The organism is Erwinia sp. TECH1, from assembly GCF_054057575.1.
The window spans coordinates 2,781,775-2,808,488 of sequence record NZ_JBSRZK010000001.1 but is presented as its reverse complement, the minus strand read 5'-3'; the positions used below and the strand labels follow the sequence as shown (position 1 = coordinate 2,808,488).

Here is a 26,714-nt window from a genome sequence, read left to right as displayed (position 1 = left end):
AACAGTGACAGTGCTTTTTTACTATCTGTTTCGTCGATTTCTTTTAAAGGCGAAATCGATGATTTTTTGCTGCGGTAAAAAGCGTTAGTTAACTGTCGTTGAGCTGCTTTTCGCTGATTTTAACGCATTATCCTCGTTATATTCCGTGTGCTTCTGGTCGGAACGCTTAGTAAGCGAGCGGAAATTTTAAGCACAAACTGCCTGTGTATTGGGCGGCAAAAAGCTTTGAGACTGGCTACTCTGTGCTGGCGGGGCGTCGCCAGGTTTACGCCGACCCGGCAAAAGCAGTACATTGTATTGAAAGAAAATTAAAAGCCTGACCGCGCTGGGATCCGCCGGTCGGGTTTATCCTGCAACGAGGAGAATAGAATGGCGGTTACACAAACAGCCCAGGCATGCGATCTGGTGATTTTTGGTGCCAAAGGCGACCTTGCACGCCGGAAACTGTTGCCTTCCCTGTACCAGCTGGAAAAAGCCGGACAAATCCATGAAGAGTCACGCATTATTGGCGTGGGCCGCGCGGAATGGGATAAAGCGGCTTATACCAAAGTCGTTCGTGAAGCGCTGGAAACCTTTATGAAGGAAACCATCGACGAGGCGCTTTGGGATAAGCTGAGCAGCCGACTCGACTTCTGTAATCTGGACGTTAATGACGCGGCCCACTTTACCAAACTGGGCAAAATGCTTGACCAGAAAAAGCGCGTCACCATCAACTACTTTGCTATGCCACCGGGAACGTTCGGCGCCATCTGTAAAGGTCTGGGCACCGCTAAACTGAACACGCAGCCTGCACGCGTCGTGATGGAGAAGCCGCTGGGCACCTCGCTGGAAACCTCGCGCGAGATCAACGATCAGGTGGGCGAATACTTCGAAGAGAACCAGGTTTTCCGTATCGACCATTATTTGGGAAAAGAGACGGTACTGAACCTGCTGGCGCTGCGCTTCGCCAACTCGCTGTTTGCCTCTAACTGGGATAACCGCACCATCGATCACGTGCAGATTACCGTGGCGGAAGAGGTGGGTATCGAAGGACGCTGGGGTTACTTCGATAAAGCGGGCCAGATGCGCGATATGATCCAGAACCACCTGTTACAGGTTCTGACCATGATTGCGATGTCGCCGCCGGCCGATCTGACCGCTGACCGTATCCGCGATGAAAAAGTCAAAGTGCTGCGCTCGCTGCGCCGTATCGACCACACTAACGTGCGCGATAAAACCGTGCGCGGACAGTACACCTCCGGCTTTGTGCAGGGCAAAAAAGTCCCTGGCTATCTTGAGGAAGAAGACGCCAACAAATCCAGCAATACCGAAACCTTCGTCTCTATTCGTGTCGATATCGACGACTGGCGCTGGGCTGGCGTGCCGTTCTACCTGCGTACCGGCAAGCGTCTGCCGACCAAGTGTTCGGAAGTCGTGGTTTATTTTAAAAACCCGGCGCTGAATCTGTTTAAAGATTCCTGGCAGGAACTGCCGCAGAACAAGCTGACCATTCGTCTGCAGCCGGATGAAGGGGTGGATATCCAGATCCTGAATAAAGTACCGGGGCTGGATCACAAGCACAATCTGCAAACCACCAAACTGGATCTAAGCTTCTCGGAAACCTTTAACCAGTCGCACCTGGCCGACGCCTACGAGCGTCTGCTGCTGGAGACGATGCGCGGCATCCAGGCGCTGTTTGTACGTCGCGACGAGGTGGAAGAGGCCTGGAAGTGGGTCGATTCCATCATGGAAGCCTGGGCGGCCGATAACGAAGCGCCTAAACCGTATCAGGCCGGGACCTGGGGGCCGGTTGCCTCAGTCGCGATGATTACCCGCGACGGCCGTTCCTGGAACGAGTTCGAATAAAACGCTCGACTAACCCGCTTCGGCGGGTTTTTTTACGCCTGGCGTCGGCCTGTAAAAAATTGAACCGCAGTTTCAAAAATATCTTTGGCGCATGGACGCACCCGCTCATAATCCTGTATGGTAGCAGACGATCACTTTTCGGACGCCGCGCGCGTCGTTTTTGCCCGCCTTATTGAAGCAGGCAGGCCTGACAGGAGAAGCAGGACGATGAGTAACTGGGAAACAAGCGCTGAAAAAATTCTTACCACCGGGCCGGTCGTACCGGTCATCGTAGTCAACAAGCTGGAACATGCGGTGCCGATGGCGAAAGCGCTGGTCGCGGGCGGGGTGAAAGTGCTTGAGGTAACCTTGAGAACGGCCTGCGCAATGGATGCGATAAAAGCGATGATCGCAGAAGTGCCTGAAGCCATCGTCGGCGCGGGCACGGTGCTGAACGTGCAGCAGCTGCGGGAAGTGACCCAGGCGGGCGCGAAATTTGTTATCAGTCCCGGCATCACCGAGCCGCTGCTACAGGCTGCCGTGGAAGGGCCAATCCCGCTAATTCCGGGGATCAGTACCGTATCTGAGCTGATGGCCGGCATGGATCACGGCCTGCGCGAGTTTAAATTTTTCCCGGCGGAAGCCAACGGCGGCGTGAAAGCGCTCCAGGCCATCAGCGGACCTTTCCCACAGGTTCGCTTCTGTCCGACCGGCGGCATCTCTCCGGCCAACTACCGGGACTATCTGGCGCTGAAAAGCGTGCTGTGCATCGGCGGTTCGTGGCTGGTGCCGGCGGATGCGCTGGAAGCAGGGGATTACGATCGCATTACGCAGCTGGCTAAAGAGGCGGTAGCAGGCGCGCGCTAATGCCGTTCAGAGCGTAAAACTAAAAAAGGATGGCTGGCGGCCATCCTTTTTGCTGAGGCGGGTACAGCGCCGGCCGCCAGCTTTACAGAGGCGGGAGCGCATCAGCCGCTGATTTTACGCTAACGATGCAGAAGCGCGCACAGCGTCAACCGCTGACTTTTACGCCAGCAGCGCAGAAGCGGGGCAGCATCAGCCGCAGATTTTACGCTAATTATGCAGTAGCGCGCACGGCGTCAACCGCTGACTTTTACGCCAGCGGCGCAGGCGACAGCACGCTGCACGGCCTCATCAATATCGTCACCGGTTGCCAGCGCAACGCCCATGCGACGTTTGCCCTGAACTTCCGGCTTGCCGAACAGACGAAGCTGCAAGCCCGCGCCAAGTACCGTATCCAGATTGGCGAACTGCACGTTATCGCTGCTCAGTTCCGGCAGGATCACCGCCGAGGCCGCCGGGCCATACTGGCGGATGCCGCCAACGGGCAGGCCAAGAAAAGCGCGGACATGCAGCGCAAATTCCGAAAGATCCTGAGAAATCAGCGTTACCATGCCGGTGTCGTGCGGGCGAGGGGAAACCTCGCTAAACACCACTTCATCCCCGCAAACGAACAGCTCCACGCCAAACAGCCCGTGCCCGCCCAGTGCGATAACCACTTTCTCGGCAATCTGCTGCGCGCGCTGTAAAGCCAGCTCGCTCATCTGCTGCGGCTGCCAGGATTCGCGGTAGTCGCCATCTTCCTGGCGGTGGCCAATCGGCGCACAGAAGTGGATCCCGTCGGCAGCGCTGACGGTCAGCAGCGTGATCTCAAAATCGAACTTCACTACGCCTTCCACTATCACCCGGCCTGCACCGGCGCGTCCGCCCTGTTGGGCATATCCCCATGCGGCAGCAAGCCCTGCGGCCTCGCGGATAAAACTTTGCCCCTTGCCGGAAGAGCTCATGACCGGCTTCACGATGCAGGGAAAGCCAATTTCCTGCGCGGCCTGATTAAAGTCCGCCACGTTGTCGGCAAAGCGATAAGAAGAGGTCGGCAGCGCCAGCTCTTCTGCAGCCAGGCGGCGGATACCTTCGCGGTTCATGGTCAGACGAGCGGCGCGAGCCGTCGGCACCACGCGCTGCCCCTGTTTTTCCAGCTCAATCAGCATATCGGTAGCGATGGCTTCGATTTCCGGCACGATATAGTCCGGACGCTCCTGCGCCACCAGCGCTTTCAGCGCCTCGCCATCCAGCATATTGATTACGTGACTGCGATGGGCGACATGCATCGCCGGTGCATCGGCATAGCGATCCACCGCAATGACTTCAACGCCCAGACGCTGACATTCCAGCGCCACTTCTTTACCCAGCTCGCCAGAGCCAAGCAGCATTACACGCGTTGCCGCAGGACGCAGCGCAGTACCAAGAGTTGTCATAAATCTCTACCTGATTAGAGGAAAAAATGCGGGCGCAGTATAAACGAAAACGATTGCGTCTTCATCCGATTTCCGGGCTTGAGAAAAATTCCCGGCCTGATATACTGTATAAAAATACAGTTAAACGAGGTGGGCACTATGGCTGTTGAAATCAAATATGTTGTCGTCAGAAAAGGTGAGGAAAAGATGACTTTCGCCAGTAAGAAAGAAGCCGACGCTTATGACAAAATGCTGGATATGGCCGAAGTGTTCTGCGACTGGCTGAGCGCTGCGCCATTGGATATGGATGAAAATCAGCGCGAGGCGTTGGGGATGTTCCTGTCGGAAAACAAAGATGCCGTGCAGCATATCCTGCGTACCAGCAAAATGCCGGAAGCGGAGTCCTCCCGTCCCGTTGCGTCAGTCGCTGCGTTAACCGCTGAGGATGCCGATGCCGATGCGGAAGAGAAGAAGCCCAAAGCGGGGCGCATTAAAGCAGCCTGAGGCGGTCTCGTCTGTAGTATGTGACGTTGTGGCTTGTTTACCAGCCCTGTCGCTACCAGATGCCCTGATAAGAGGGCGTTATCAGTAGCAGCCTGTCCTCGGACAGGCTTTTTATCTTTCTGTTTAGCGTTTACAGACCACAGCTTTTCAGGTTCAGGCGATTGTCGCCTGCGCACAGCAGCGTTTCAGCGCGTGCATGGCTTCTTTCGCCGCATCGGAAGGCGAGCGCTGTTTAATCTCATCATTAAAGACTTCCAGCCCAACCGGCCCGCTGTAGCCTTCCGCTTCCAGATAGTCCAGCAGCGTATAGAGCGGGAAGTTGCCCTGGCCCGGCAACAGCCGATGGTGCCTTGCCGTTTCCACCAGTTCGCTGCCGGAAGGCAGCGTGGCTAAATCGGAAAGCTGTACCAGGAAAATTTTGTCCATCGGGATGCCGTTTAAGTCGGCCACGGTTCGGTTGCGTACAAAAATATGGAAGGCATCCACGACCAGGCCCAGATTAGGCTCGTTAATACGCTGTACCAGCTGCCAGGCGGCGGCCGTAGTATTGATATGGGTGCTCCATGCCATCGCCTCAAAGGCGACCCGCAGCCCACGCTTTCCCGCTTCCTGCGCCAGCCAGCGAATATCCTCTTCTTCACGCCCGGCGATACACTCTTTTTGCGTAGAGGCTGGCGTCAGCAGGGTGGTGGCGCCCAGCGCCGCCGCTGTCTCCATCATTTTCAGCGCGTCGCGGCGTTTTTCCTCGCGCTGATCGTCCGGTGCGCCGTCAAAATCCAGCAGCACCTGGTAATCCGTCAGGGCAAGCCGCTGTTCCTCAAGCAGGCTGGCTACAGCCTGAGGCGTACCTTCAGCCGGGTCCACATCCTGCCGCCACAATTCCAGCTGGCTGAAGCCAGCCTGAGCGGCGGCGATAATTTTCTCTTCCGTTGTGCCGCTCAGTAAAACCGTATTAATAAAAAGTGGATTATGTTGAAAACGCATCCTGTTCCCCTTAAAGCTCAATAGCAAAAAAATGGACAGAGAGCCGGTAAACGGTCCGACCTTTTGACTCTCGCCTGCTGACAAGTATAGCGACCTGTGCCGATTCGCCAGCCTCATCAGCGCGCTAAAGGTTTTCCAGGCTTTGCCTGACTTGACGCTTCCTGACGTTAGCCGCTCTATGCTGGTTTTTTTACAATAAGGAGAGCATATGACTAACTGGCTGCAACAAATTCAAACCGTGTTAGGGAAAGGCAAGGGCGGCGGCGAGGGCCTGAGTAAAATGCTGGCGCCGGGCGCTTTAGGCGGCCTGGCCGGGCTGCTGATCGCCAATAAATCTTCCCGTAACCTGCTGAGCAAATACGGTAAAAACGCGCTGATTATTGGCGGCAGCGCGGCGGCGGGCGCGCTGCTCTGGAACAAGTACAAGCAGCGCGTCAGCGAAACGCATCGTGAAGAGCCGCAGTTTGGGCAGCAGGCCACCGCAGTGGACAGACGCGCGGAGCGGCTGGTGCAGGCGCTGGTGTTTGCGGCAAAAAGCGACGGGCATATTGACGGCGAAGAACGTAAGGCCATCAATGAGCATATTCATCAGACGGGGCTGGGCGCGGAAGGCGAGCAGCTGTTGCAGCGCGCTATCGATATGCCGCTGGATCCTAAAATGCTGGCGCAGGATGTGAAAAACGAAGAGGAAGCGCTGGAACTCTACTTCCTCAGTAATCTGGTCATTGATGTCGATCACTTTATGGAGCGCAGCTATCTGCAGGCGCTGGGCGACGAGCTGAAAATTCCGCAGGACGTCCGCGAGAGCATGGCGAAAGATATCCAGCAGGAGAAGCAAAAGCTGGTCGCCTGACTCTTTCCGGGCGCCTTACCCGGCCCGGAAAGCTTTTTTAACGTTGTTTATCAACTCTTGTCAACGCGCTGCGCTTGGCAATCACCGCCGTAGCTGCCACCCTTACTCTGTATAACTGATTCAGCGGGGCAGCAAATGATAAAACCACCAGTCGCTAAAAAAATACCTTACGAGATGAGCGCGCACGGCGAGACGCGCATAGACAATTACTATTGGCTGCGTGACGACAAGCGTGAAGATACGGCCGTGCTGGACTACCTGCATGCGGAAAACGACTACGGGCAGGCCGTAATGCAGACGCAGCAGGCGCTGCAGGAAAAATTACTGAAAGAGATGGTCGATCGCGTGCCGCAGCGCGACAGTTCCGTTCCCTATGTCAAAAACGGCTATCGCTACCAGCGACGCTATGATGAGGGCAACGAATATGCCGTCTACACCCGCCAGCCGGAAGAAACCGCCACGCCGGAAGAGTGGGAGGTGCTCGTTGACGGCAACCAGCGCGCCGCCCACAGCGAATTTTATACGCTGGGCGGCCTCGGCATCAGCCCAAACAATGAAGTGATGGCGCTGGCGGAGGATTTTCTGTCGCGCCGTCAGTACGGCATCCGCTTCCGCAACCTTAAAACCGGCAACTGGTATCCGGAGGTGTTGGATCACGTCTCTTCCAGCTTCGTCTGGGCCAGCGACAGCCGCACTTTTTACTATGTGCTGAAGGATAAACAGACGCTGCTGCCCTGGCAGGTATGGCGTCACCGGCTGGGCACCCCACAGCGGGATGACGAACTGGTCTATGAAGAGCAGGATGAGACTTTTTACGTCAGCCTGCATAAAACGATGTCCGAGCACTTTATTCTGATTGTGCTCAATAGCACCACTACCAGCGAAATCCGGCTGCTGGACGCCGAATTTGCCGATGCACAGCCGCAAATTTTCTGCCCGCGCCGTAAGGATCACGAATACAGCCTGGATCATTACGATCACCATTTTTACGTGCGATCCAACCGCGAAGGCAAAAATTTCGGCCTGTATCTCACCGATCATGTGAAAGAGGAAAAATGGCAAACGCTGATTGCGCCGCGCGATCACGTTATGCTGGAGGATTTTGCGCTGTTTCGCGACTGGCTGGTGGTGGAAGAGCGTCAGCGCGGCCTGACCAGCCTGCGGCAGATTAACTGGCAGAGCGGAGAAGATTACGGTATCGCTTTTGACGATCCGGCCTATGTCACCTGGCTTTCCGTCAATCCCACGGCGAATACCAGCAAGCTGCGCTATGGCTACTCCTCAATGACCACGCCGGATACGCTGTTCGAGCTGGATATGGACAGCGGCGAGCGGAAAATCCTCAAGCAGATGGAAGTTAAGGGTTTTGACGCCAACGACTACCGCAGCGAACATCACTGGATCAAGGCCCGTGACGGTGTCGAAGTGCCCGTTTCGCTGGTCTATCATCGACAGCACTATCGACCTGGTAAAAGCCCGATGCTGGTTTACGGCTATGGCTCTTACGGCAGCTGTATGGATGCGGACTTCAGCTCCAGCCGCCTGAGCCTGTTGGATCGCGGCTTCGTCTTCGCGCTGGCGCACATTCGCGGCGGCGGCGAGCTGGGCCAGCAGTGGTACGAAGATGGCAAATTGCTGAACAAGCTCAATACCTTTCATGATTTTATCGACGTGACCAATACGCTGGTGGAAAAAGGCTATGGTAACCCGGAAAAGCTCTATGCCATGGGCGGCAGCGCTGGCGGCCTGCTGATGGGCGCAGTTATCAATATGGCGCCGACGCGCTTTCACGGCGTGGTGGCGCAGGTGCCGTTTGTGGATGTGGTCACCACGATGCTCGACGAATCTATCCCGCTGACCACGGGAGAATATGATGAGTGGGGCAATCCGGCGGACGAGCGTTACTATCGCTATATGCGTCAGTACAGCCCTTATGACTGCGTCACCGCGCAGCACTATCCGCATATGTTGGTGACCACCGGGCTGCATGATTCCCAGGTTCAGTATTGGGAACCGGCGAAATGGGTCGCGAAACTGCGTGAGTTTAAAACAGACGATAATCTGCTGCTGCTTTGTACCGATATGGATGCGGGGCACGGCGGTAAATCAGGCCGTTTTAAATCTTATGAGGGCGTGGCGCTGGAATACGCTTTCCTGATTGGCCTGGCGCAGGAGACGCTAAGCGCCGCCAGCGCCCGTTAATCCGCCGACAGAGCCCGTTCCATTGCGCTTTTGAGATCGGGCTTCAGATCCGGGATATTTTTTAGCATCCACTTCAGGTATCCCGGATCGCGTTTCACCACATCATCAATACGGCTACCGCGATATTTGCCGAACGGGAAAGTGGCGCTGGAGCCGCGAACCTGCATCCGGCGCACCATTTCTGGCGCATCCCAGCCGGAAAATTCCATAATACGGATCAGCAAAGCCGCCGTAACGTAGCAGTCGTACAGCGCCCGGTGAGCGTGGAGATCCGCTGGCGGCGTCACGTCCAGCTGTAAAGCTTCACGCAGCGCCTGGTTGCCGTATTTTTTTCCGGGCCACAGGCCTCTCGCCAGCGTCATAGTACAAATCCATTCGCCCGGCATTTCCGGCAGCATCCGACGGTCAAAGCTGGCATTGTGAGCGACGTAGTAAGGGCTGCCGTGATAGCGGCCAATCGCTTCTTCAATGGTGGGCTTGCCCAGCACCATCGTTTCAGTGATGCGGTGGATGGCCATAGCCTGACGGCTGATGGGCCGATCCGGACTGATCAGATCGCTCATAGGGTTCACGATCCTGCCGTCGATAACGTCAACGGAGGCGACTTCCACTACGCCGCCCTGCAAGCCACAGGTTTCGGTATCTATTACGCGTAACATAATTTCTCTCTTTCAGAGGGCGGTAGCCGTGCGTAAATCGTGTACTTCGCCCTGCCATTTACTGTCCTGACGTCGGGCGATAACCAGCTGCTCGCCACGACCGCCAGCGATAACCTGCCGGCCATTTTCATCCCAGACGGCGCTTTTCCCCGCGCTGTCAAAACCGCCCGTGGGCAGAGCGTGGTTAGCCATCAGCACGGCAATATTGAACTTACGCGACCAGCGCGCCAGATATTCGCAATCCTTGTGATAACCTTTTTCAGAAAGGAGCACGCTGGTGGCATAAAGATTAGCGCCACGATGCGCGGCATCGCGAGCGTAGTCTTCCACGCTGATATCGGCGCAGACCGCCATCGCCACATGATGATGTTGGTAGCCAAACACGGGAACGCTTTGTCCGGGATGGAAGAAGGGTTTTTCCGCCTCTACCAGATTGCGTTTAAAATAGGCCAGGCGCGTGCCGTCAGGCAAAAAAGCCAGCGCGCAAAGGCGTATTTTATCGCCATCCTGCAAAGGAACGCCGGTAACAATACTCATACGGTATTCTGTCGCCGCTTCGGCAAAAGCGTTAAGGCGCACATCGTCTATCGACATCGCCAGCTGGCTGGCAAGCGCAAGCTCATAGCCGGTGATGGAAAGCTCCGGGAACAGCAGTAAATCAACCTGATGTTCAGCGGCCTGACGAACAAAAGCCAGATGGCGTTCTATATTCCACTCGATTTCTCCGGGACGAGACCCTGATTGCGCGGCGGCGATGCTCCAGACGGACATAAATATACTCGCGATACGGTTTTTGAGACGTTATCTCAACCGAAGCGACCAGGAAACACAAGTTATTCGCGTAACTATTTTTGCTTCGGCTCATACGGCAGGCGGGAAAGGCTGAGCGACGCCTGTCGATAATGCGTCAGCCGCTGACGAAACCAGTCGCGCAGGGCCTCCGGCTGCTCGCGCTCCACCATCTCCGCCACGACCGGCATATTGTAGCGCTCTTTAAACGCCACGCCTGCGGCAGCTATATCAACATTGATTTTGTCTTTTTCTTCCTGCGGCAGCACCGCCAGATTGTAGTTCATGATGGCCTCCATTGACTCGCGGCAAAAATAAAGCAGACGGCCGCGTTTCGCAAGCCTGACGGCGGGGTAAAGCCCTTAACGACTCGACACTTTATTGGTAGCGGAGTATTCTTTCGGCCTTGTCGCAGCCCCGGGCTGCACCAAACGGGATGGATTCAATGCGTAGGTCAATGATTTTCGCGCTGGCGCTGAGTGCCGCCGCTTTTTCACAGCAGGTTTCTGCTCACGCCCACCTTAAAAGCCAGTACCCGGCAGCGAATGCCAATGTGGAAGCTTCGCCGCAGGCGCTGACGCTGACGTTTTCGGAAGATATCGAACCGGCTTTCAGCGGCGTTGAGGTCACGAACGCTCAGCAGCAGGCCATGCCGCTCTCCGAAGCCGAGCGTGCACCAAAGCAGCATAATCAGCTAATCGTGCCGCTGGCGAAGCCGCTGAGCAGCGGACAGTATCAGGTCAACTGGCATGTGCTGTCGGTTGATGGTCATAAAACTAAAGGAACCTACACCTTTAGCGTGCAGTAATATGTCCCTCAGCCTGTTTTATCTGCTTTCTCGCTGGCTGCATTTTGCCGCGTTGATGACGCTGACGGGCGGCGCAATCTACACCACGTTGTTGGCGCCCGCGCGTTTCCGGCCGCATCTGGCACGGCGTCTTCACCGGCTGCTGGTGGCGGCTTCGCTGCTTGCGCTGGCAACGGCGATAATGCTGCTGGTGGCGCAAACCGGTCTGATGGCCGACGGCTGGCGCGATATTGGCGATAGCGCCATATGGCAGGCGGTGCTGCAAACACGTTTCGGGCAGGCCTGGCAATGGCAGCTGCTCGCCGCGCTGTTGGGCGTCGTCGCCTTATCAGCCAGGGGACAGCTGCGGCAGTGGCTGTTATTACTGAGTGGGGCGGGGCAGCTGGTTGGGCTGGCCTTTGTGGGCCATGCGACCATGCTGGATGGCACGGCCGGTTGGCTACAGCGTCTGAATCATAGCGTACATCTGCTGTCGGCTGCCTTCTGGGCGGGCGGCCTGCTCCCGGTAGTGATTTTGATGCGCGATATGGCGCGTTTCCCGGCGGGCTATGACGCTATCCGTACGCTGATGCGCTTTTCCCGTTACGGTCATCTGGCTGTGGCATTGGTTATTATCAGCGGCACGATTGACGCTTTTATCCTGCTGCCTGGCTGGCCGCCGGCATTTGGGCGCTACAGCCAGCTGTTGCTGCTGAAGGCGCTATTGGTAGCGGTGATGTGCGGCGTCGCGCTGTTTAATCGTTACTGGCTGGTGCCGCGCTTTCAGCCCGACGGGGACCGCGCCCGGCACCTTTTTATCCTGACCACGCTGGCCGAGCTGCTGCTTGCCGCGCTGGTAATAGCGCTGGTGAGCGTCTTTGCTACTCTGGAGCCAGCCTGAATTTTTACCGCCTGCTGTTGGGCGTTTCTACAAGAGGTAGTGCAACATCATGAAAAAATTAGTCGGCCTGATGCTAGCTTTAAGTTTTTGTTCCAGCGCGATGGCGTCAGAGGTGATTACCGTCAGCCGCTTTGAAGTGGGCAAGGACAAATGGGCCTTTAACCGCGAAGAGGTGATGCTAACCTGTACCAAAGACGGCGCGCTGTACGCAATTAATCCCAGCACGCTGATGCAGTATCCGCTGAACGATATCGCAAAGCAGCAGCTGAAAAGCGGGCAGGTGAAAGGCCAGCCGATCGACGTTATTCAGATTGATGACCCTGCGCAGCCGGGCCAGAAAAAGAGCCTGACGCCAATTATTGAGCGTGCGCAAAAGCTGTGTGATTAAACGTTTTGCCGCGCTGGCTTCCCGGCCAGCGCGGTAGCAGTAATTGTCCACTCCTGCCATCTTGTCACTGTTTCTGCCGTTACGATCACAGAGCTGTCATATTTTAGCTGGCCCTGAACCCTACAGCTGGAAAATCTCCGCGCCTGAACTACCTTATAAAGAGCAAGGCGTCATAGCCTGCATAAATGCCAACTTTTAGCGCACGGCTCCTACCAGAGCCATTCCCCTGGACCAAAGACAGGAATCGTCTTTGGTCTTTTTTTGTTAGGGGTTTTAAAACAGAAACTTACATTTAAATCAATCATTTAAGATCCCCCCAGTTGCACCTTATTACCCCCTGTAAGAACCTATGTAGACACTTTGTAGTCACTTTTTTGGGCCATTCTTGCCAGCAGATTGTTGGTCACGGCCTCTTCCAGATGATCAGGTGCGCATGACGCATGGTCACGCCGATATCGGAATGGCCTGAGATGCGTAGCAATACCACGATATTACCTCCGGCCATCATAAAGTGGCTGGCAAAGCCGTGACGCACGCCGTGGCTCATTTGGCCTTCTGGTAACTATTACGAAGCATTAATCGCGCAAAGTGATATAAAGCCTTTTGAATTTCGTAGTGAACGCCATCAATTAGATCTGGTACTCAGGAAACTGAATGATGTTGATAGTGTGATTATTGAGTATGTTCTTAGACCAGAAGCACATGCTGACAGTGTCCGGGTTAAAGGAGATTTCAGTATCAACGAAAGTTATTTTCCTGAGATACTGAAACGGCTGGATGAAATGATTACGTGGCAGAATTAAACATCCCGGCATCAGGTATGTTTATCAGATAATCCCCGCCGGGCGGGGATTGGTATCATGCTGGCTTTCACGGCCAGACAATATCCGGCGTGCCGGTATCAACGGTCTGCACGTACTTCATGCACGCGGTCAGTAATGCCTTAATTTGAGCGTAGTACGGCAACGTGATTCAGCCCGGCCACTCTCGCGTGCCAGAATTACGTTGAATTAAGGTTGCCGGACTGTTTTTTAAATGTATAACTTAATTATTTTTTAAAGGAAAAAAAGAAATAAATTATCCAGTTTATAGCGGGGGTGATAGGATGCTATTCTGCAATGACTCATAAGGGACTTATAAAGCCATGGCTTACATCGATGCTAATCTTATCAAAAACGAAACGCTGCTTTATCGCGGTGAGGTAACATTATGGGCCTTACTGCCCTGGGTGATTTGGGGTGTCCTTTTAGGCGCTATTACGGCAGGTTTAGGGTTATTGTTGATACCTTTTGGCTATTTTGTAATACGTTCTAACGAAGCCGGGATAACGGACAGACGCGTAATTGCTAAAACTGGTATTATCAAGCGAGATACAATCGAGATAGGGTTGAATAAAGTTTCCAGTCTGCAAATAAAACAAAGTATCGCAGGCCGTATTCTCGGCTATGGTTCTTTAATTATTTGCGATGTAGGTGCATCCCGTGCCCCTATAAAGTATATAAAGGATCCTATGGCGTTCAGACGCCGTTTTTTTGAGCTACAGGAAGAGAACGACGTGAAGTAATAGCGCCGCATGGAAAGTTAACCCAGCCGAAGCGCTGGGTTTTTTATTGGCTGAAGACTGTAATCCTGCAATGTTTAATGCATAGTGGTAGCTGTATATTCGGCTACCATATTGAATAATGCCAGAAAGCTTTTTTTGCCGACTGGCGTAATGGCGTAATGGCGTAATGGCGTAATGGCGTGATGGCGTAATGGCGTGATGGCGTGATGGCGTGATGGCAGCTCATCCATCCCTCACGGCAGCGTCAGGAAAAATGCAGTTAGTTGCCTGGCAGAAGCAAGCCTCAGCTATCTGCCGGGGTTGCTTTATGCGTGGGCTGCCTGAAAAGTATTTATGATGTACTTTCGGGATAACCCAGCAGGTAAAAAGGACATTGCGTTAAGCAGAAAAGTGGGTCTTCCGTACAATTATTACCAGGGAAAACGGCCCCCTACGTTTAACTCCTCAGAACCAAAATCAGGTGATTCTCCTCGTCTTGCCCGAATTTTTTCATCTTTTGTTGGCTTATGTGTATCGGCCCTGCTGGGGGGTTTACCCGGAAGGCTATCACAGCCAAACCCTTTGCAAATTTTCAGGGAAGGCGTCTTGTCCTGAGGCTGTGGGTTTGAGCATGCCGCAAGGGTAAGGGAAAGGCTCACCAGCGCAATATATTTCATTAACATTTTAAGTTCCTTTTAATAATGCCAGTTTCCATAGTAATGCTGATAATTTAAACAAAGCGTCTACGAGTACAAATTAATCGTTTGCGGTACTGGCACCATCCGTTAGTGCAATCGCCATACGCATTTTTTTTGCTACTTAACCTAATTTTTTCAATTCTGTTGCCGATAAGAGCCTCTGACTATTGTAGTTTCAGCCTGCCAATATGAGTGACGGCTGGTCTGTTTTTTAAACACATGGTGTTTTTTAACAAGGAATAAAAAATGAAAAAAGTAGTAAAATGGGTGTTCTTCGTTATTGTTGCGCTAATTGTGATTCGCGCGCTTACCGGCCCCAGCGAGCAGAGTAAAAACGCGGCAAATACCGGCCAGGCGCAGCAGGGTAGCGCGACAGCATCCTCTTCACCGCAAAAAGAGGTTTACCATGTTTCCGCCACTAAACTTTTTAAAGATTATGAAGCAAACGAAGTTGCCACAGATGAGGCGATGAAAGGGAAACTTATTGCCGTAACGGGCACGGTACAGTCTATCGATAAAGATTTTACCAATGCCATTATTATCAGACTGAAAACCCCGAATCAGTTTATGGCCGCCAGTATGGAGATGCAGGATTCTGAGAAAAACACGGCTTTAACGCTCAAGAAGGGCAGTCAGGTTGAGGTGGTTTGTCAGCGCATGTCACGCGTTATCGGCACGCCTTCTGGCCGTCGCTGCGTATTTAATTAACGTGCGCACGGACTATTTCTGAAACACAGCCCGGCTTCCGGCTGGCTTAAAATAGCGTGAACGCCCTGGCCACCGAGCCGGGGCTTATTTTTGCCGCAGCAGGCGCAAAGTAAGCTATCAATTTAACAGGGTCAAACTATCCCGGAAATAAGGGCCGCATCCCGTATTAAGCGGTCTGGATTATCGGCCTGTTTTAACTCATCAAACAGGGAAAGGAGAGACGCTGCTGCAAAATAATACCGGCGGGAAGCCGGTATCGAAAAGCGTAACGGCCTTGATTACGACTGCGGCTGACCTACCGGGCCTGCGCCCAGCGTACCGCCCGGCACGGACTGCGCGCTTGGTGCATGAGGACGGCCGTCGTTACCTACCGCGCTGCTGCGATTCATACAACCCGCCAGGGATAAAACGGCCAGCAGAGCGATAAGACCTTTAGTGCAATTTTTCATAATATTTTCCGTGGGTTGAAAAAGATTCAGAGCCTTAAGCGTAGCCTGGCGTTTGTTGATTGCCAGCAGCGGCCTGACAAAAACAGAGCGGAAAAATTTTCCTGCTTCTTTATCGGACGGTGACAGAAAAATCCTCTACTACACTTAACTAACTGCAAACTAAAGGAGGCAGTTATGTTTAAACATGAAACGAATAAAGAACGTAAAGATGAAGGCGACGTGCATAAAGGTCTGCCGGAAGCCGCGCCTTCGGCTGGTAATGCTTACGAGGAAGACGATTATCCGGCCAAGGATGCGCCTGATGAACACGGTGAAGTGCCGCGGACTCGCGATGATAGCCAGGCAGATAAAAAAGATCCTTATCAGGAAAAATAAGGTTTACTCAGGCCCGCTGCGGGCCTGATGCCCGCAGGTTATACGATTGCTTTAGGGTTGTGGACAGCGCTATTCTTTAGCTTCTGAAAAAAGGAAAAGCGCCTTGCAAAGGAGAGTGCAATGAAACATAGCCGCAAATATCGGGTCTGTTACTACGGCAGCCTGATAACCATTTTCTTTTTTCTGTCGCATACTTGCCTGCCGGCCCACGATCTCATCTTCCATCCTTTTCTGCTGCTTACCTGGATTTTTATTATTCGGGGTATAGTCGCGCTGTGGCAGGATGCTGTACGTTTTTGGCAGTGGTTTAACGGCTGACGCGCGCTTAAGCAAATAAATCTGCCGCCTGGTAACGATACTGGCTGGAGTAGGATCGGTACTGACTCCGGGCCCGCTAGCGCGTTATTATGAAAAAGCCCTGGATAAGGGTGAATAAACGCCGAACGTTTATTCTTCTGGTGCCGGGTAAAGTGCTTTTCAACACGATACTTTACCTTTCAGGCTTGTTTATCAGAGATGAAAGCTCTACGCTGCCGTTTCCACGCCACGCGATTTACGCGTCTGGCGTACTGGCAGGAGCAAGCCTGATGAAAAGTAGCAAAGAGATTTCGATCGATCAGTTTACCGACAGCGAAAAAGAGCTGATTGACGCTAAAGTGAAAGCCCTCACGCTGAAAAAAGGCCATGTTCCTTCGCAAAAAGAAGAAAAAGAGATCCTGAAAGAGGCCAAACGGCTGGTAATGAAGGATCGCGTCATCAAAGAGACCAGCAAAGCCGTCGTGGCTAAAAAACCACGCAAGCCCGCCGCCGCCAAAGAAAGCGAAGTCAAAGAGTTTAACTGGTCTGCCTCCCTGCGCAAAAATCCACGGGCGCTAAAAGGCAGCTAGCCGATAAACACTAAATGCAGCGCCCTGAATAAGACTTCCAGCAGCAAGGCGCCGCCGATGATAACCAGTGCCAGCATCAGACTGAACTGTTGATCTGTTTCCATGTTATTGCCGCTCCCTGATAAGTTAACAGACTATACTTTAGAGCCTGTTAACTGAACATTTCGTAAACATTCCAGTCATTTTTCCTTCAGGATGCAACTATGGTGTATCAATACCTTAACGGCACGGCGTGGCGGCATATCTATATTGTGGGTGATATTCATGGCTGTCTCGCCATGCTGCACGAAGAGTTAGAGGCTCAGCGATTCGATGCCGGGCAGGATCTGCTGATAGCCGTAGGCGATTTGATCGATCGTGGCCCGGACAGCCCTGGCTGCGTGGCGCTGTTGAATAAGCCCTGGTTTCGCAGCGTGCGCGGCAATCATGAAGAGATGGCTATCGGGGCGCTGACGCGGGGCGATCATCAGCAGTGGATCGGCAACGGCGGCGACTGGTTCTATAAGCTGGAAGGCATGAAAATGATTGAGGCGAAACATGCGCTCAGCCGTTGTCGCCTGATGCCCTTAATTATTCATCTGGAACTGGAAAATAGCGTGGTGGTGGTCGCTCATGCCGACTATCCGGCCGAACGCTATGCGTGGGAGGCAGCAGTCGATCCTTTTAAGGTCGTCTGGAGCCGCAGCCGCGTTGAACAGGTACAGCAAGGAAAGGGCAAGGCCATCAGCGGCGCGGACGCTTTCTATTTTGGCCACACGCCGCTAAGCAAGCCGCTGAGTGCGGCGAATTTGCACTTTATCGATACCGGCGCCGTATTCGGCAACCGGCTCACAATGGTGCAGGTACAGTAATGCTCAGGAGAACAGCTTGCCGTCCCGCACCAGCTCCCGCGGGTAGCTGTTTTTAATCCGGCTCGATACTTTCTTTGCCAGGCCAATCGGCTGCTGTTGACAGGTGACAATCACTTCGTCGGCGGGCAGCGCACGCTCAGGATAAATGTCCCGTCCGCGATACCACTCTTCGGCTTCCGCCAGCGTCAGCTCAAAACGATTTGACGCCTGCGGCTGCGTCAGAGCGATAACCGCTTCGTGCTGCCAGCGATAGCCTTTGGCAAAGGTTTCAGCCAGCTTCAGGCCGATACGCGAAAAGCGAACCCGGCCCAGCAGCGGCTCCACGGCGCGCGGAAACAGCCAGAGCTCCTTATCACGCTGCCAAAGCGCATGGGCAGCGCTGTCCCACGCCAGCCCTGATTTAGCGGCAGCGGCCGTAATTTCCTGCTCATCTTTACGTTTTACCGGCGTAAAAGGCAGCTTACCCAGTTTATAATTTGGCGCGGGCATGGGCGGCACGCCCGCTGTTTTGCGCAGTCGCGCGACAAAGAAGCCTTCACTGTCAAAAATATGTGGGAAAACGTGCAAAAAGCCTTCCGGGGTGCTGGCCCGTTCGGCGCCGGCAAACAGGTCGTCTAAAGGTTCGATGACAACGGCGTCCGGATAGCGCGCCAGCAGCCAGGCGATGACCTGCTGATTTTCGCTGCGGTTCAGGGTGCAGGTGGAATAGACCAGCGTCCCGCCGGGTTTAAGGGCATGAAAGGCGCTATCGATTAAATCGTGCTGAGTGGCGGCAATCGCCTCGGTGCTTTCCGGCGACCAGTTGCGCAGCGCATCGGCGTCCTTACGGATTACGCCTTCGCCAGAGCAGGGCGCATCCAGCAAAATGGCGTCGAAGGTTTCCGGCAGCGCCGGCCCGAAGACGCGGCCGTCGAAATGGGCGATCGCCGTATTGCTGACGCCGCAGCGGCTGATGTTGGCGTGCAGCACCTTGACCCGGCTGGCGGAGTATTCGTTGGCGAGAAGCACGCCCTTGTTGCTCATCGAGGCGGCAATCTGGGTGGTTTTAGATCCCGGCGCGGCGGCCATGTCCATTACGCGTTCCGGCGCGGGCGAACCGGCAAACAGCGCGGTTACCGGCAGCATGGAACTGGCTTCCTGAATATAAAACAGCCCCGCCAGATGTTCCGCCGTACTGCCTAAAGGCAGCGTGTCGGCATCGTCACGGCTGATCCAGAACCCTTCCTTACACCAGGGGACGGGCGTCAGCGCCCATTGATAAGGCTCGACCAGCGCCAGAAACGCCTCAACGCTGATTTTCAAGGTATTGACGCGCAGGCTGCGGCGCAGCGGCTGCTGGCTGAAGGCAATAAACTGCTCGAACTCGGCGCTGTCGGGCAGCAGCTCGCGCATCTGATTTAAGAAAAGATCCGGGAAGTACACGCGTGAAGAAGAAGACACTGAAAGATTCCGCTGGCAATAAAGTGGGGCGAGTTTATCACACTCTGCGGCGGCAAAAAAAAACGGGCAGCCAGGCTGCCCGTTTCGATTATTTTGCCGGCAGCGCCGTGCCCCATTTACGCCAGTCTTTCGGCTCCTCGTCCTCCAGCAGATAATGCTTGCCGCTGGTGGCCTGCGGTGCCAGCGGCACGGTCGGCGGGGTGGCAAACTGAATGCCGCCCTGAATAAACTGTTGGAAGGTGCCGGTTTTCACCACGCCGCCAATCAGGCCAAACTTGAAGTTGTAGCCGGAGGCCAGCCAGAACACCGAGTTATTGCGCACCAGATGCTGGTATTTTTTGCTGATGCGTAGCGTAATCTGCACGCGATCGGCCATCGATCCCAGCGAGGTGCCCGTTACCGTACCGACCTCGATTCCCCGGAACAGTACCGGCGTACCGACAGACAGCGAGCCGCCTTCAGGCGCGTCCAGCACCACGTTCAGGCCATCCAGATAGCGTGCGTCGGTAATGGTTGATTCCTGTAGTTCAAAGGTGCGCTGCGCGCGGCCTTTGCCGGGATCGACATTGATATAAGGCTGGAGCAGGGTATCCAGATGATTAACGCCCGCTGCGGAAATCTCCGGCGACACTACCGAGAACCGGCTGCCCAGCCGCGCGAAATCCTGTACGTATTCCGGATAAAGCACGGCTTTGGCAATCACCTGATTTTTGTCGTTATTGAGCGCCAGAGATTCCAGCTGGCCGATGGTGATGCCGAGATAGCGGATAGGCATCCCTGAGGAGAGCTTGCTGGCGTCGTAGGTATGCAGCGTAATCTGACTGCCGACCGCTCTGGCCGCCGTTTCTGATTCAAACAGCGTGCGCTTGTCTTTACTCGTCAGGCCCGCACCGGCGCCGCTGAGGTTATCAAAGCTGATAGCGCCCTTCAGCGCGCGGTTAAGCGGCGAAGCCTGCACGGTCAGGCCGCTGCCGTTAAGCTGCACGCGCGCGCCGCCTTCCGACCAGAACACGCTGTTCGGCGTCAGCAGCTTGCGGTATTCCGGCTTGATGTGCACGCGCACGTCGAACTCGTTAGCTCTTGGCGTGACCTCCACGATCTCGCCGACCTGAAACTTACGATAGAGCACCACTGAACCGGCCTGAATATCCGGCAGGCTGTTGGCGGTCAGCGTCAGGGTGGTAGGCAACTGGTTGGTGGTAATGCCTTCGGCGGCTTTTTCCGCATTAGCAAACAGCGGATAGCTCTCTTTTGGCGCACCCTTGCTGCCGGGATCCAGGCGAATGCCGCCGTCGATCCATTCGCGTGCGCTGGCGCCCAGCACTTCCATACCGTCCAGCCCCAGCTTAACGTCCAGCCGACTGTTGATAATAAATTTGCTGTCGCCGTGCACCAGTTCGCGATACTCAGGCGTAACAGCGATAATAAAATTCACGCCTTTTTCATTGAGCTTGCGGCTGACCACCTGACCAATCTGCATCCCGTGCAGCATTACGGGCTGGCCTGCATCGATACCGTAGCTTTCCGGCGCGGTCAGCTTCACTTCCAGCGTGTCAGGCCGCTGCAGCAGCGACTCGTTGCTTTGCAGCACGGTAAAGCGATCCTGCGGTTCGCCTTCGCCAGGCACCAGTTCGAGCGTGCTGCCGGTTAACAGACTGCTGAGGCTGGTATCGGCGAGGGTGATTTTGGGGCTGCGCATCTCAATGCGGGTGCCGGTACGCATCAGGCCGGTTACCGACGGATCGATGGTCAGTTCGCCTTTTACCTTGCCGTCGGGCTGTAAGTTCAGCGCGGTTAGCGTGCCGACCTCCAGTCCCTGATACATCAGCGGCGTGCTGCCCGCCTTCAGGTTTTTGCCGCCGGGCAGGTCAAGCGTGATAATCACGCCGCGATGGCTGTGCGCCAAATCCGGGTAGAGCTGATAGCTGTCATCGCTTTTTGCCTGCGCGGAGTCGGCTGGCGAGTCAAACGCAATCGCACCGTTGACCAGCGCCGCCAGGCTCTCCAGCTGCACTTTGGCACCGCTCAGGCCCACATCGGCCTTCACCCCGGAGACGTTCCAGAAGCGGCTCTCTTTTTTCACCAGGTTGGTGAAGCGGCGCTCGATCAGCACGTCAACGGTTACGCCCTGATTGCCAGGGTTGATGCTGTAGTCATAGACGCGGCCAACCGGGATTTTACGGAAATAGACCAGCGAGCCGGTATTCAGCGAGCTTAAATCGGCGGCGTGCAGATGGATCATCATCTCGCCCGTGTTCATGCGATATTTCGGCTGCGTATCCAGCGCCACAAAATGCTCCTGCGGCTTGCCTTTGCCCGGCATCATGCCGATATAGTTGCCGCCCACCAGCGCATCGAGGCCCGACACGCCCGCCAGTGACGCTTTCGGCGTCACCAGCCAGAACTGCGTTTTATCGCGCAGCGCGTCTTTCATATCGCTCTTGATGCTGGCCTTGATCTTAATGGTGCGCAGGTCGTCAGTCATGCTGATGCCCTGCACCAGACCCACCTCGACGCCCTGATAGCGCACCGGCGTTCGGCCAGGCACAATGCCGTCAGCGGTGGCGAAATCGATGGTAACCGTGGTGCCGCGCTCCTGGTAATTGTTCCAGACGAGCCAGCCCGCTATCAACAGCGCAATCAAAGGCAGCAGCCAGAACGGCGAAATTTTGCGGCGGCTTTTCACGCGTGCGCTAGTCGGTGTAGTCGGCGTTTCCTGTTGCATGTGCATCCCAAAGTAAACGGCTATCCAGCCACTCGACGGCAAGGATAGTAAGAATAACCGCTGAGCCAAAATAGAAGGCAGCCGGTCCCATAGTAAAAGCCAGAAGCTGGTCGCGATTCACCAGCGACATGGTTAAGGCAATAACAAACAGGTCCAGCATAGACCAGCGTCCGACCCAGGTAACTACCCGCAGCAGACGAACGCGCGTTTTCAGACCCTGTTCACATTTAAAATGGATGCTGAGCAGCAGCGTCAGCAGCACGATAACCTTGGTGAAAGGCACCAGGATACTGGCGATAAAAACCACGATCGCTACCGGAATATTGCCGGAAGCGAGGGAAAGAATACCGGAAAGAATAGTATCCTCCTGGCGCGCGCCGTTGAGATAAATAACGGAAATCGGCAGCAGATTGGCCGGGATCAGCAATACCACCGCAGAGATCAGCGCCGCCCAGGATTTTTGCAGGCTGTGGCGACGACGCAGTCGTAGCGGCGTATGGCAGCGCGGGCAGCGGCCCCGTTCGTCAGGCAGGCCGGTATGATGGCAGTTCAGGCAAACGCGCAGCTGCTCGGGGGCGATATGCGGCTGCGGCTGCGGATAAAAGCGATGCCACAGCTGTTCAACGTTGATATGAATAAGCGTCACCAGGCTCAGCGCGGCCAGCGACAGGAAGGCGAGCAGGCCGGTGCCGGGATTGATATCCGCATAGTCCTGCACCTTGATAGAAGCGACGGCGATACCGACCAGATAGATATCCAGCATGACCCACTCTTTGAGCCGATCGAGCATCAGCAGCACCGGCCGCAAATTTAAACCCAGCCGGTCACCAAAAAAAAGCCAGCCGATTGACGCCACCAGCGTGGCGGGCGCACCGATAGTGCAAAAGGCCACCATAGAGGCGGTAATCACGTTGCCCTGCTGCGCCATCTGGATAATGCCTTCCAGCAGGCTGGCGCGGATAGTGGTGCCCAGCAGCCGGATAGTCAGCAGCGGTTCGCTAAAGGCAAACGGCATCAGCAGCAGCATAGTGACGGCCATTGCCGCCAGCCGCGTCATCGACCAGTCGCGTCCGTTAAGGATACGGGCGTTGCAGCGCGGGCAGTGCGCCGACTGGTTCGATTTAACATCTGGTAAGGAAAAAAGGGTATCGCATTGCGGACAACGCTGATAACGTTCCTGAGGCAGAATTTGGCTGATAGCGTATATTTTCACGAATTATCCGGATTTGCAGGGTACGGTCAGGCAAAATCGCCCCGGCGAACCACTCTTACGTTTGTTTTTAAAGCTTCAGACCAACAAGGGTATATTAACTAACGGAATCATTCACCTTGTCCGTCTGGACATTTAATGCTTATTTTATCAGGCGAAGCCATTCCGGGCTTCGTAACAGTTTTAATAATGGTTAAAAAATGACTAAAAAAGAATTTTACTCGGATCTCAATCGTGATTTACGCGCGCTTATCGCCGGCGAAACCAGTTTTCTGGCCGCGATGGGCAACTGCAGCGCGCTGCTGTTTGAGCGCCTGGAAGGCGTTAACTGGGCCGGGTTTTATCTGCTGACGGAAGAGAAGACCCTGGTGCTGGGACCGTTTCAGGGCAAAATCGCCTGCGTACGCATTCCGGTAGGCCGCGGCGTCTGCGGAACGGCGGTGGCGGAGAGCGCCGTACAGCGCGTGGACGACGTCCATGCCTTCCCCGGGCATATTGCCTGCGACGCGGCCAGCAATGCCGAAATCGTGCTGCCGCTGGTGGTAAACGGCGAGACGATCGGCGTACTGGATATCGACAGCGTGGAATATAATCGCTTCGATCAGGAAGACGAAAACGGGCTGATTACGCTGGTTGACGGGCTGTGTGAAGTGCTTGCCGGCACGGACGTGGAAAAATTTATTCACATGAAACGCAGCTAAAGTGCTGGATCACGTAGCATTTGCTGATGGTGTCATTATAATGACGCCTGTTCATGCCTGCGCTGGTTGGCAAACCCGTTGTAATCAGGAAATTTCATGGAAAATCAACCTAAGTTGAATAGCAGTAAAGAAGTAATCGCCTTTCTGGCGGAGCGGTTCCCACAGTGCTTCAGTGCCGAAGGCGAAGCGCGACCGCTAAAAATCGGCATCTTTCAGGATTTAGTCGACCGTGTGCAGGGCGAAATGGGCCTGAGTAAAACTCAGCTTCGTTCCGCGCTGCGCCTTTATACTTCAAGCTGGCGCTATTTATACGGCATCAAAGCTGGTGCCACCCGCGTTGACCTGGACGGCAACGCCTGCGGCGTTCTGGACGAGCAGCACGTGGAACACGCCCGTAAGCAGCTCGAAGAGGCCAAGGCGCGCGTTCAGGCGCAGCGCGAGCAGCAGCAAGCGAAAAAACGCGAAGCGGGTGAAGAAACTGCCCCTCGTCGTCCACGCAAGCCGGTTCGTAAACCTTCTGCTGAAGGCGAGCAGCCTCGGGCCGCACGCAGCAAGCCGCAGCGTAATCCTGGCCGCGCGCCTTCCGCAGAACGCCAACCGCAACGCACGACACCCGTTACGGATACCGCAGCATTGCAGGTGGGTCAAAACATCAAAGTCACGGCAGGCAAAAGTGCGATGGATGCAACCATTCTTGAGATTACAAAAGATGGCGTCCGGGTACAGCTGGCTTCCGGCCTGGCAATGATAGTGCGCGCAGAACACTTGCAGTTCTGATACGGAGGCCAATCAGGGCATGAACAACTTTTTTAAAACCACCGTTATTGCTGCACTGTTGTTTACCGGACATGTTTTCGCCGCCGATGCTATTACGCGCGCCGAGCAAATTCCGCAGCTTCATCAGGAACCGCAGCACGCGACCGTCAGCGAGCGCGTGACGTCGCGCTTTACGCGTTCCCACTATCGTCAGTTCGACCTGGATAAAGATTTCTCCGCGAAAATTTTCGCCCGCTATCTGAATCTGTTGGACTACAACCACAATGTGCTGCTGGCTTCTGACGTGGCGCAGTACAACACCAAAAAAACCACGCTGGGCGATGAACTGAAATCGGGTCAGCTGAATGTTTTTTACGATTTATATAACCTGGCGCAGAAACGCCGTTTTGAGCGCTATCAATACGCGCTGACGGTGCTGAACAAGCCGATGAATTTTAGCGGTCACGATACTATTGATATCGACCGCAGCAAGGCACCCTGGCCGCAAACCACTGCGGAGCTGAACCAGCTTTGGGATGCCAAAGTCAAATATGACGAGCTGAGCCTGAAGCTGACGGGCAAAGAGGAAAAGGAGATCCGCGAGGTTCTCACCAAGCGCTATCAGTTTGCTATCCGCCGTCTGGCGCAGAGCAACAGCGAGGACGTTTTCCAGCTGGCGATGACCGCTTTCGCGCGTGAAATCGATCCGCATACCAGCTACCTGTCTCCGCGCAATACCGATCAGTTCAATACTGAAATGAGCCTGTCGCTGGAAGGCATCGGCGCCGTACTGCAAATGGATGATGATTACACCGTGATCAACTCCATGGTTGCAGGCGGCCCGGCAGCCAAAAGCAAAGCGATTACCGTGGGCGATCGTATCGTCGGCGTCGGCCAGCCCGGCAAACCGGTTCAGGACGTGATCGGCTGGCGTCTGGATGACGTCGTGGCGCAGATTAAAGGCCCGAAAGGCAGCAAAGTGCGTCTGGAGATCCTGCCGGCCGGCAAGGGCACCAAAACCCGTATTATTACGCTGACCCGTGAAAAAATCCGTCTGGAAGATCGCGCGGTGAAAATGAGCGTGCATAACGTCGGCAAAGAGAAGGTCGGCGTACTGGATATTCCGGGCTTCTACGTGGGTCTGACCGACGATGTTAAAGTGCAGCTGCAAAAGCTGCAGAAGCAGAATGTCGACAGCGTAGTGATCGACCTGCGTACCAACGGCGGCGGGGCGCTGACGGAGGCGGTATCGCTTTCCGGCCTGTTTATTCCGGGCGGCCCGGTGGTGCAGGTGCGCGATAACAACGGCAAGGTGCGTCAGGACAGCGATACCGACAGCATGGTTTACTATAAAGGCCCGCTGGTGGTGCTGGTAGACCGTTTCAGCGCCTCGGCTTCCGAGATCTTTGCCGCCGCCATGCAGGATTATGGTCGCGCGCTGATCGTCGGTGAACCGACCTTTGGTAAAGGCACCGTGCAGCAGTATCGCTCGCTGAACCGTATCTACGATCAGATGCTGCGTCCCGAATGGCCCGCGTTGGGATCCATCACCTACACCATCCAGAAGTTCTACCGCGTTAACGGCGGCAGTACCCAGCGTAAAGGCGTTACGCCGGATCTGCTGATGCCGACCGGCGTGGAAGCGGTGGAAACCGGTGAGAAATTCGAGGATAACGCGCTGCCGTGGGACAGCATTGATGCGGCGGCCTACACCAAAACCGGCGATGTTAAACCGCTGATCCCGCAGCTGCTCAAGACGCATCAGGATCGTATCGCGAAGGATATGGAGTTCCAGTACATCCTGAAAGATATTGCCCGCTTCAACGCGATGAAGGATAAGCGCAATATCATCTCGCTGAATCTTGCCGAGCGCGAGAAAGAAAACCACGAGGATGATGCGCTGCGGCTGGAGCGGATTAACGCCCGTCTCAAGCTGGAAGGCAAAAAGCCGCTGGCGAAGCTTGAGGATCTGCCGAAGGATTACAAAGAGCCGGATCCTTACCTGGACGAAACGGTCAATATCGCCAATGATATGGCGCAGCTGGAAAAAAGCCAGAGCACCAAATAACCCCCAGGGCACAGCGCAAGCTGTGCCTTATTTTTACCTGAACTTTCCCAATCCACGCGGTAACTTTGCCTTTCCTGACAGTCAATGTTTTCCTGAACGTTAAAAGTTAAGACAAAATGTAAAGTTATGTCTTTTTAGACACTTAATGCCCTTT

Annotated in this window: 27 protein-coding genes and 1 pseudogene; 17 read left to right on the top strand and 11 right to left on the bottom strand. The window is 54.8% G+C overall.

Annotated features, from left to right (window positions below):
• The first annotated feature begins 369 nt into the window (after positions 1 to 369).
• A complete protein-coding gene (gene zwf / locus ACVWZ0_RS13260; protein ID WP_253460765.1) occupies positions 370 to 1,845 on the top strand; it encodes a glucose-6-phosphate dehydrogenase in 1,476 nt (491 codons plus the stop codon).
• Positions 1,846 to 2,052: 207 nt separating this feature from the next.
• A complete protein-coding gene (locus ACVWZ0_RS13255; RefSeq protein ID WP_253460768.1) occupies positions 2,053 to 2,691 on the top strand; it encodes a bifunctional 4-hydroxy-2-oxoglutarate aldolase/2-dehydro-3-deoxy-phosphogluconate aldolase in 639 nt (212 codons plus the stop codon).
• Between the two features lie 233 nt (positions 2,692 to 2,924).
• Here the strand turns inward: ACVWZ0_RS13255 and purT are convergent, their stop codons facing one another.
• Positions 2,925 to 4,103 (bottom strand): formate-dependent phosphoribosylglycinamide formyltransferase, encoded by a 1,179-nt coding sequence (gene purT, locus ACVWZ0_RS13250; protein ID WP_253460771.1) that lies wholly within the window; start codon positions 4,101 to 4,103, stop codon positions 2,925 to 2,927.
• A 138-nt stretch (positions 4,104 to 4,241) separates the two neighbouring features.
• Here purT and ACVWZ0_RS13245 point away from each other — a divergent pair, with 138 nt between their 5' ends.
• The gene (locus tag ACVWZ0_RS13245) at positions 4,242 to 4,586 is read left to right on the top strand and encodes a YebG family protein (RefSeq protein WP_125287894.1); all 345 of its coding nucleotides are present in this window, start codon (positions 4,242 to 4,244) and stop codon (positions 4,584 to 4,586) included.
• Positions 4,587 to 4,739: 153 nt separating this feature from the next.
• On the opposite strand, the gene ACVWZ0_RS13240 is transcribed toward ACVWZ0_RS13245, so the two are convergent.
• Positions 4,740 to 5,570 carry a sugar phosphate isomerase/epimerase family protein gene (locus tag ACVWZ0_RS13240; RefSeq protein WP_253460774.1) on the bottom strand — a complete coding sequence of 277 codons (831 nt, stop codon included), beginning with the start codon at positions 5,568 to 5,570 and terminating at the stop codon, positions 4,740 to 4,742.
• 208 nt (positions 5,571 to 5,778) lie between these two features.
• On the opposite strand from ACVWZ0_RS13240, the gene ACVWZ0_RS13235 reads away from it, so the two are divergent.
• Both ACVWZ0_RS13235 and ACVWZ0_RS13230 read left to right on the top strand, forming a co-directional pair.
• On the top strand, positions 5,779 to 6,423 hold the full coding sequence (locus ACVWZ0_RS13235; protein WP_253460777.1) for a tellurite resistance TerB family protein: 645 nt from the start codon (positions 5,779 to 5,781) through the stop codon (positions 6,421 to 6,423).
• Positions 6,424 to 6,561: 138 nt separating this feature from the next.
• On the top strand, positions 6,562 to 8,625 hold the full coding sequence (locus tag ACVWZ0_RS13230; protein ID WP_253461298.1) for a prolyl oligopeptidase family serine peptidase: 2,064 nt from the start codon (positions 6,562 to 6,564) through the stop codon (positions 8,623 to 8,625).
• On the opposite strand, the gene exoX is transcribed toward ACVWZ0_RS13230, so the two are convergent.
• From exoX to ACVWZ0_RS13215, 3 genes are all read right to left on the bottom strand, one after another.
• Positions 8,622 to 9,284, bottom strand: coding sequence for an exodeoxyribonuclease X (exoX, locus tag ACVWZ0_RS13225; RefSeq protein ID WP_253460780.1), 663 nt, complete (start codon positions 9,282 to 9,284; stop codon positions 8,622 to 8,624). The genes ACVWZ0_RS13230 and exoX overlap by 4 nt on opposite strands.
• A 12-nt stretch (positions 9,285 to 9,296) precedes the next feature.
• Positions 9,297 to 10,055, bottom strand: coding sequence for a carbon-nitrogen hydrolase family protein (locus ACVWZ0_RS13220; RefSeq protein ID WP_253460783.1), 759 nt, complete (start codon positions 10,053 to 10,055; stop codon positions 9,297 to 9,299).
• Between the two features lie 74 nt (positions 10,056 to 10,129).
• A complete protein-coding gene (locus tag ACVWZ0_RS13215) occupies positions 10,130 to 10,360 on the bottom strand; it encodes a DNA polymerase III subunit theta (RefSeq protein ID WP_125287889.1) in 231 nt (76 codons plus the stop codon).
• A gap of 149 nt (positions 10,361 to 10,509) precedes the next feature.
• Here ACVWZ0_RS13215 and yobA point away from each other — a divergent pair, with 149 nt between their 5' ends.
• The 3 genes from yobA to ACVWZ0_RS13200 are packed head-to-tail and all read left to right on the top strand — an operon-like array spanning position 10,510 to position 12,149.
• A complete protein-coding gene (yobA, locus tag ACVWZ0_RS13210; RefSeq protein ID WP_253460786.1) occupies positions 10,510 to 10,881 on the top strand; it encodes a CopC domain-containing protein YobA in 372 nt (123 codons plus the stop codon).
• Position 10,882: 1 nt separating this feature from the next.
• Positions 10,883 to 11,761, top strand: coding sequence for a copper homeostasis membrane protein CopD (gene copD, locus ACVWZ0_RS13205; protein ID WP_253460789.1), 879 nt, complete (start codon positions 10,883 to 10,885; stop codon positions 11,759 to 11,761).
• Between the two features lie 49 nt (positions 11,762 to 11,810).
• Complete coding sequence (locus tag ACVWZ0_RS13200) at positions 11,811 to 12,149, top strand: YebY family protein (RefSeq protein WP_125287886.1); 339 nt, start codon at positions 11,811 to 11,813, stop codon at positions 12,147 to 12,149.
• A 347-nt stretch (positions 12,150 to 12,496) separates the two neighbouring features.
• Here ACVWZ0_RS13200 and ACVWZ0_RS13195 read toward each other — a convergent pair.
• Positions 12,497 to 12,711: pseudogene (locus ACVWZ0_RS13195) on the bottom strand (site-specific integrase); the annotation flags it as partial.
• A gap of 582 nt (positions 12,712 to 13,293) precedes the next feature.
• On the opposite strand from ACVWZ0_RS13195, the gene ACVWZ0_RS13190 reads away from it, so the two are divergent.
• The gene (locus ACVWZ0_RS13190) at positions 13,294 to 13,713 is read left to right on the top strand and encodes a PH domain-containing protein (protein WP_253460792.1); all 420 of its coding nucleotides are present in this window, start codon (positions 13,294 to 13,296) and stop codon (positions 13,711 to 13,713) included.
• Between the two features lie 410 nt (positions 13,714 to 14,123).
• Here the strand turns inward: ACVWZ0_RS13190 and ACVWZ0_RS13185 are convergent, their stop codons facing one another.
• A complete protein-coding gene (locus ACVWZ0_RS13185; protein ID WP_253460795.1) occupies positions 14,124 to 14,375 on the bottom strand; it encodes a hypothetical protein in 252 nt (83 codons plus the stop codon).
• A 261-nt stretch (positions 14,376 to 14,636) separates the two neighbouring features.
• Between ACVWZ0_RS13185 and ACVWZ0_RS13180 the strand changes: the two genes are divergently transcribed.
• On the top strand, positions 14,637 to 15,098 hold the full coding sequence (locus tag ACVWZ0_RS13180) for an OB-fold putative lipoprotein (RefSeq protein ID WP_253460798.1): 462 nt from the start codon (positions 14,637 to 14,639) through the stop codon (positions 15,096 to 15,098).
• 278 nt (positions 15,099 to 15,376) lie between these two features.
• Here the strand turns inward: ACVWZ0_RS13180 and ACVWZ0_RS13175 are convergent, their stop codons facing one another.
• Positions 15,377 to 15,547 carry a hypothetical protein gene (locus ACVWZ0_RS13175; RefSeq protein ID WP_253460801.1) on the bottom strand — a complete coding sequence of 57 codons (171 nt, stop codon included), beginning with the start codon at positions 15,545 to 15,547 and terminating at the stop codon, positions 15,377 to 15,379.
• A 174-nt stretch (positions 15,548 to 15,721) separates the two neighbouring features.
• Here ACVWZ0_RS13175 and ACVWZ0_RS13170 point away from each other — a divergent pair, with 174 nt between their 5' ends.
• The 4 genes from ACVWZ0_RS13170 to ACVWZ0_RS13155 all read left to right on the top strand — a co-directional run bounded on the left by ACVWZ0_RS13170 (position 15,722) and on the right by ACVWZ0_RS13155 (position 17,660).
• The gene (locus ACVWZ0_RS13170) at positions 15,722 to 15,922 is read left to right on the top strand and encodes a hypothetical protein (protein ID WP_253460804.1); all 201 of its coding nucleotides are present in this window, start codon (positions 15,722 to 15,724) and stop codon (positions 15,920 to 15,922) included.
• A gap of 120 nt (positions 15,923 to 16,042) precedes the next feature.
• Positions 16,043 to 16,240 (top strand): hypothetical protein, encoded by a 198-nt coding sequence (locus ACVWZ0_RS13165; RefSeq protein WP_253460807.1) that lies wholly within the window; start codon positions 16,043 to 16,045, stop codon positions 16,238 to 16,240.
• 269 nt (positions 16,241 to 16,509) lie between these two features.
• Entirely contained in the window at positions 16,510 to 16,809 is a 300-nt protein-coding gene (gene yjbD, locus ACVWZ0_RS13160) for a DUF3811 domain-containing protein (RefSeq protein WP_125287823.1), read from the top strand.
• A 203-nt stretch (positions 16,810 to 17,012) separates the two neighbouring features.
• Positions 17,013 to 17,660 carry a metallophosphoesterase gene (locus ACVWZ0_RS13155; RefSeq protein WP_253460810.1) on the top strand — a complete coding sequence of 216 codons (648 nt, stop codon included), beginning with the start codon at positions 17,013 to 17,015 and terminating at the stop codon, positions 17,658 to 17,660.
• Between the two features lie 3 nt (positions 17,661 to 17,663).
• On the opposite strand, the gene rsmF is transcribed toward ACVWZ0_RS13155, so the two are convergent.
• The 3 genes from rsmF to yebS all read right to left on the bottom strand — a co-directional run bounded on the left by rsmF (position 17,664) and on the right by yebS (position 23,038).
• Positions 17,664 to 19,100 carry a 16S rRNA (cytosine(1407)-C(5))-methyltransferase RsmF gene (gene rsmF / locus ACVWZ0_RS13150; RefSeq protein ID WP_367399478.1) on the bottom strand — a complete coding sequence of 479 codons (1,437 nt, stop codon included), beginning with the start codon at positions 19,098 to 19,100 and terminating at the stop codon, positions 17,664 to 17,666.
• Between the two features lie 88 nt (positions 19,101 to 19,188).
• Positions 19,189 to 21,825 (bottom strand): PqiB family protein, encoded by a 2,637-nt coding sequence (locus ACVWZ0_RS13145; RefSeq protein WP_253460812.1) that lies wholly within the window; start codon positions 21,823 to 21,825, stop codon positions 19,189 to 19,191.
• Positions 21,794 to 23,038: a membrane integrity lipid transport subunit YebS gene (yebS, locus tag ACVWZ0_RS13140; protein WP_253460815.1), complete on the bottom strand. Its 1,245-nt coding sequence runs from the start codon at positions 23,036 to 23,038 to the stop codon at positions 21,794 to 21,796. The genes ACVWZ0_RS13145 and yebS overlap by 32 nt, the downstream gene beginning before the upstream one ends.
• Before the next feature lie 197 nt (positions 23,039 to 23,235).
• Here yebS and ACVWZ0_RS13135 point away from each other — a divergent pair, with 197 nt between their 5' ends.
• The 3 genes from ACVWZ0_RS13135 (at position 23,236) to prc (ending at position 26,560) form a co-directional block, all read left to right on the top strand.
• A complete protein-coding gene (locus tag ACVWZ0_RS13135) occupies positions 23,236 to 23,736 on the top strand; it encodes a GAF domain-containing protein (RefSeq protein ID WP_253460817.1) in 501 nt (166 codons plus the stop codon).
• Positions 23,737 to 23,832: 96 nt separating this feature from the next.
• Positions 23,833 to 24,513, top strand: coding sequence for an RNA chaperone ProQ (proQ, locus tag ACVWZ0_RS13130; RefSeq protein WP_125287814.1), 681 nt, complete (start codon positions 23,833 to 23,835; stop codon positions 24,511 to 24,513).
• 19 nt (positions 24,514 to 24,532) lie between these two features.
• Positions 24,533 to 26,560, top strand: a complete 2,028-nt coding sequence (gene prc, locus ACVWZ0_RS13125; protein ID WP_253460820.1) for a carboxy terminal-processing peptidase — start codon at positions 24,533 to 24,535, stop codon at positions 26,558 to 26,560.
• Positions 26,561 to 26,714 lie beyond the last annotated feature (154 nt).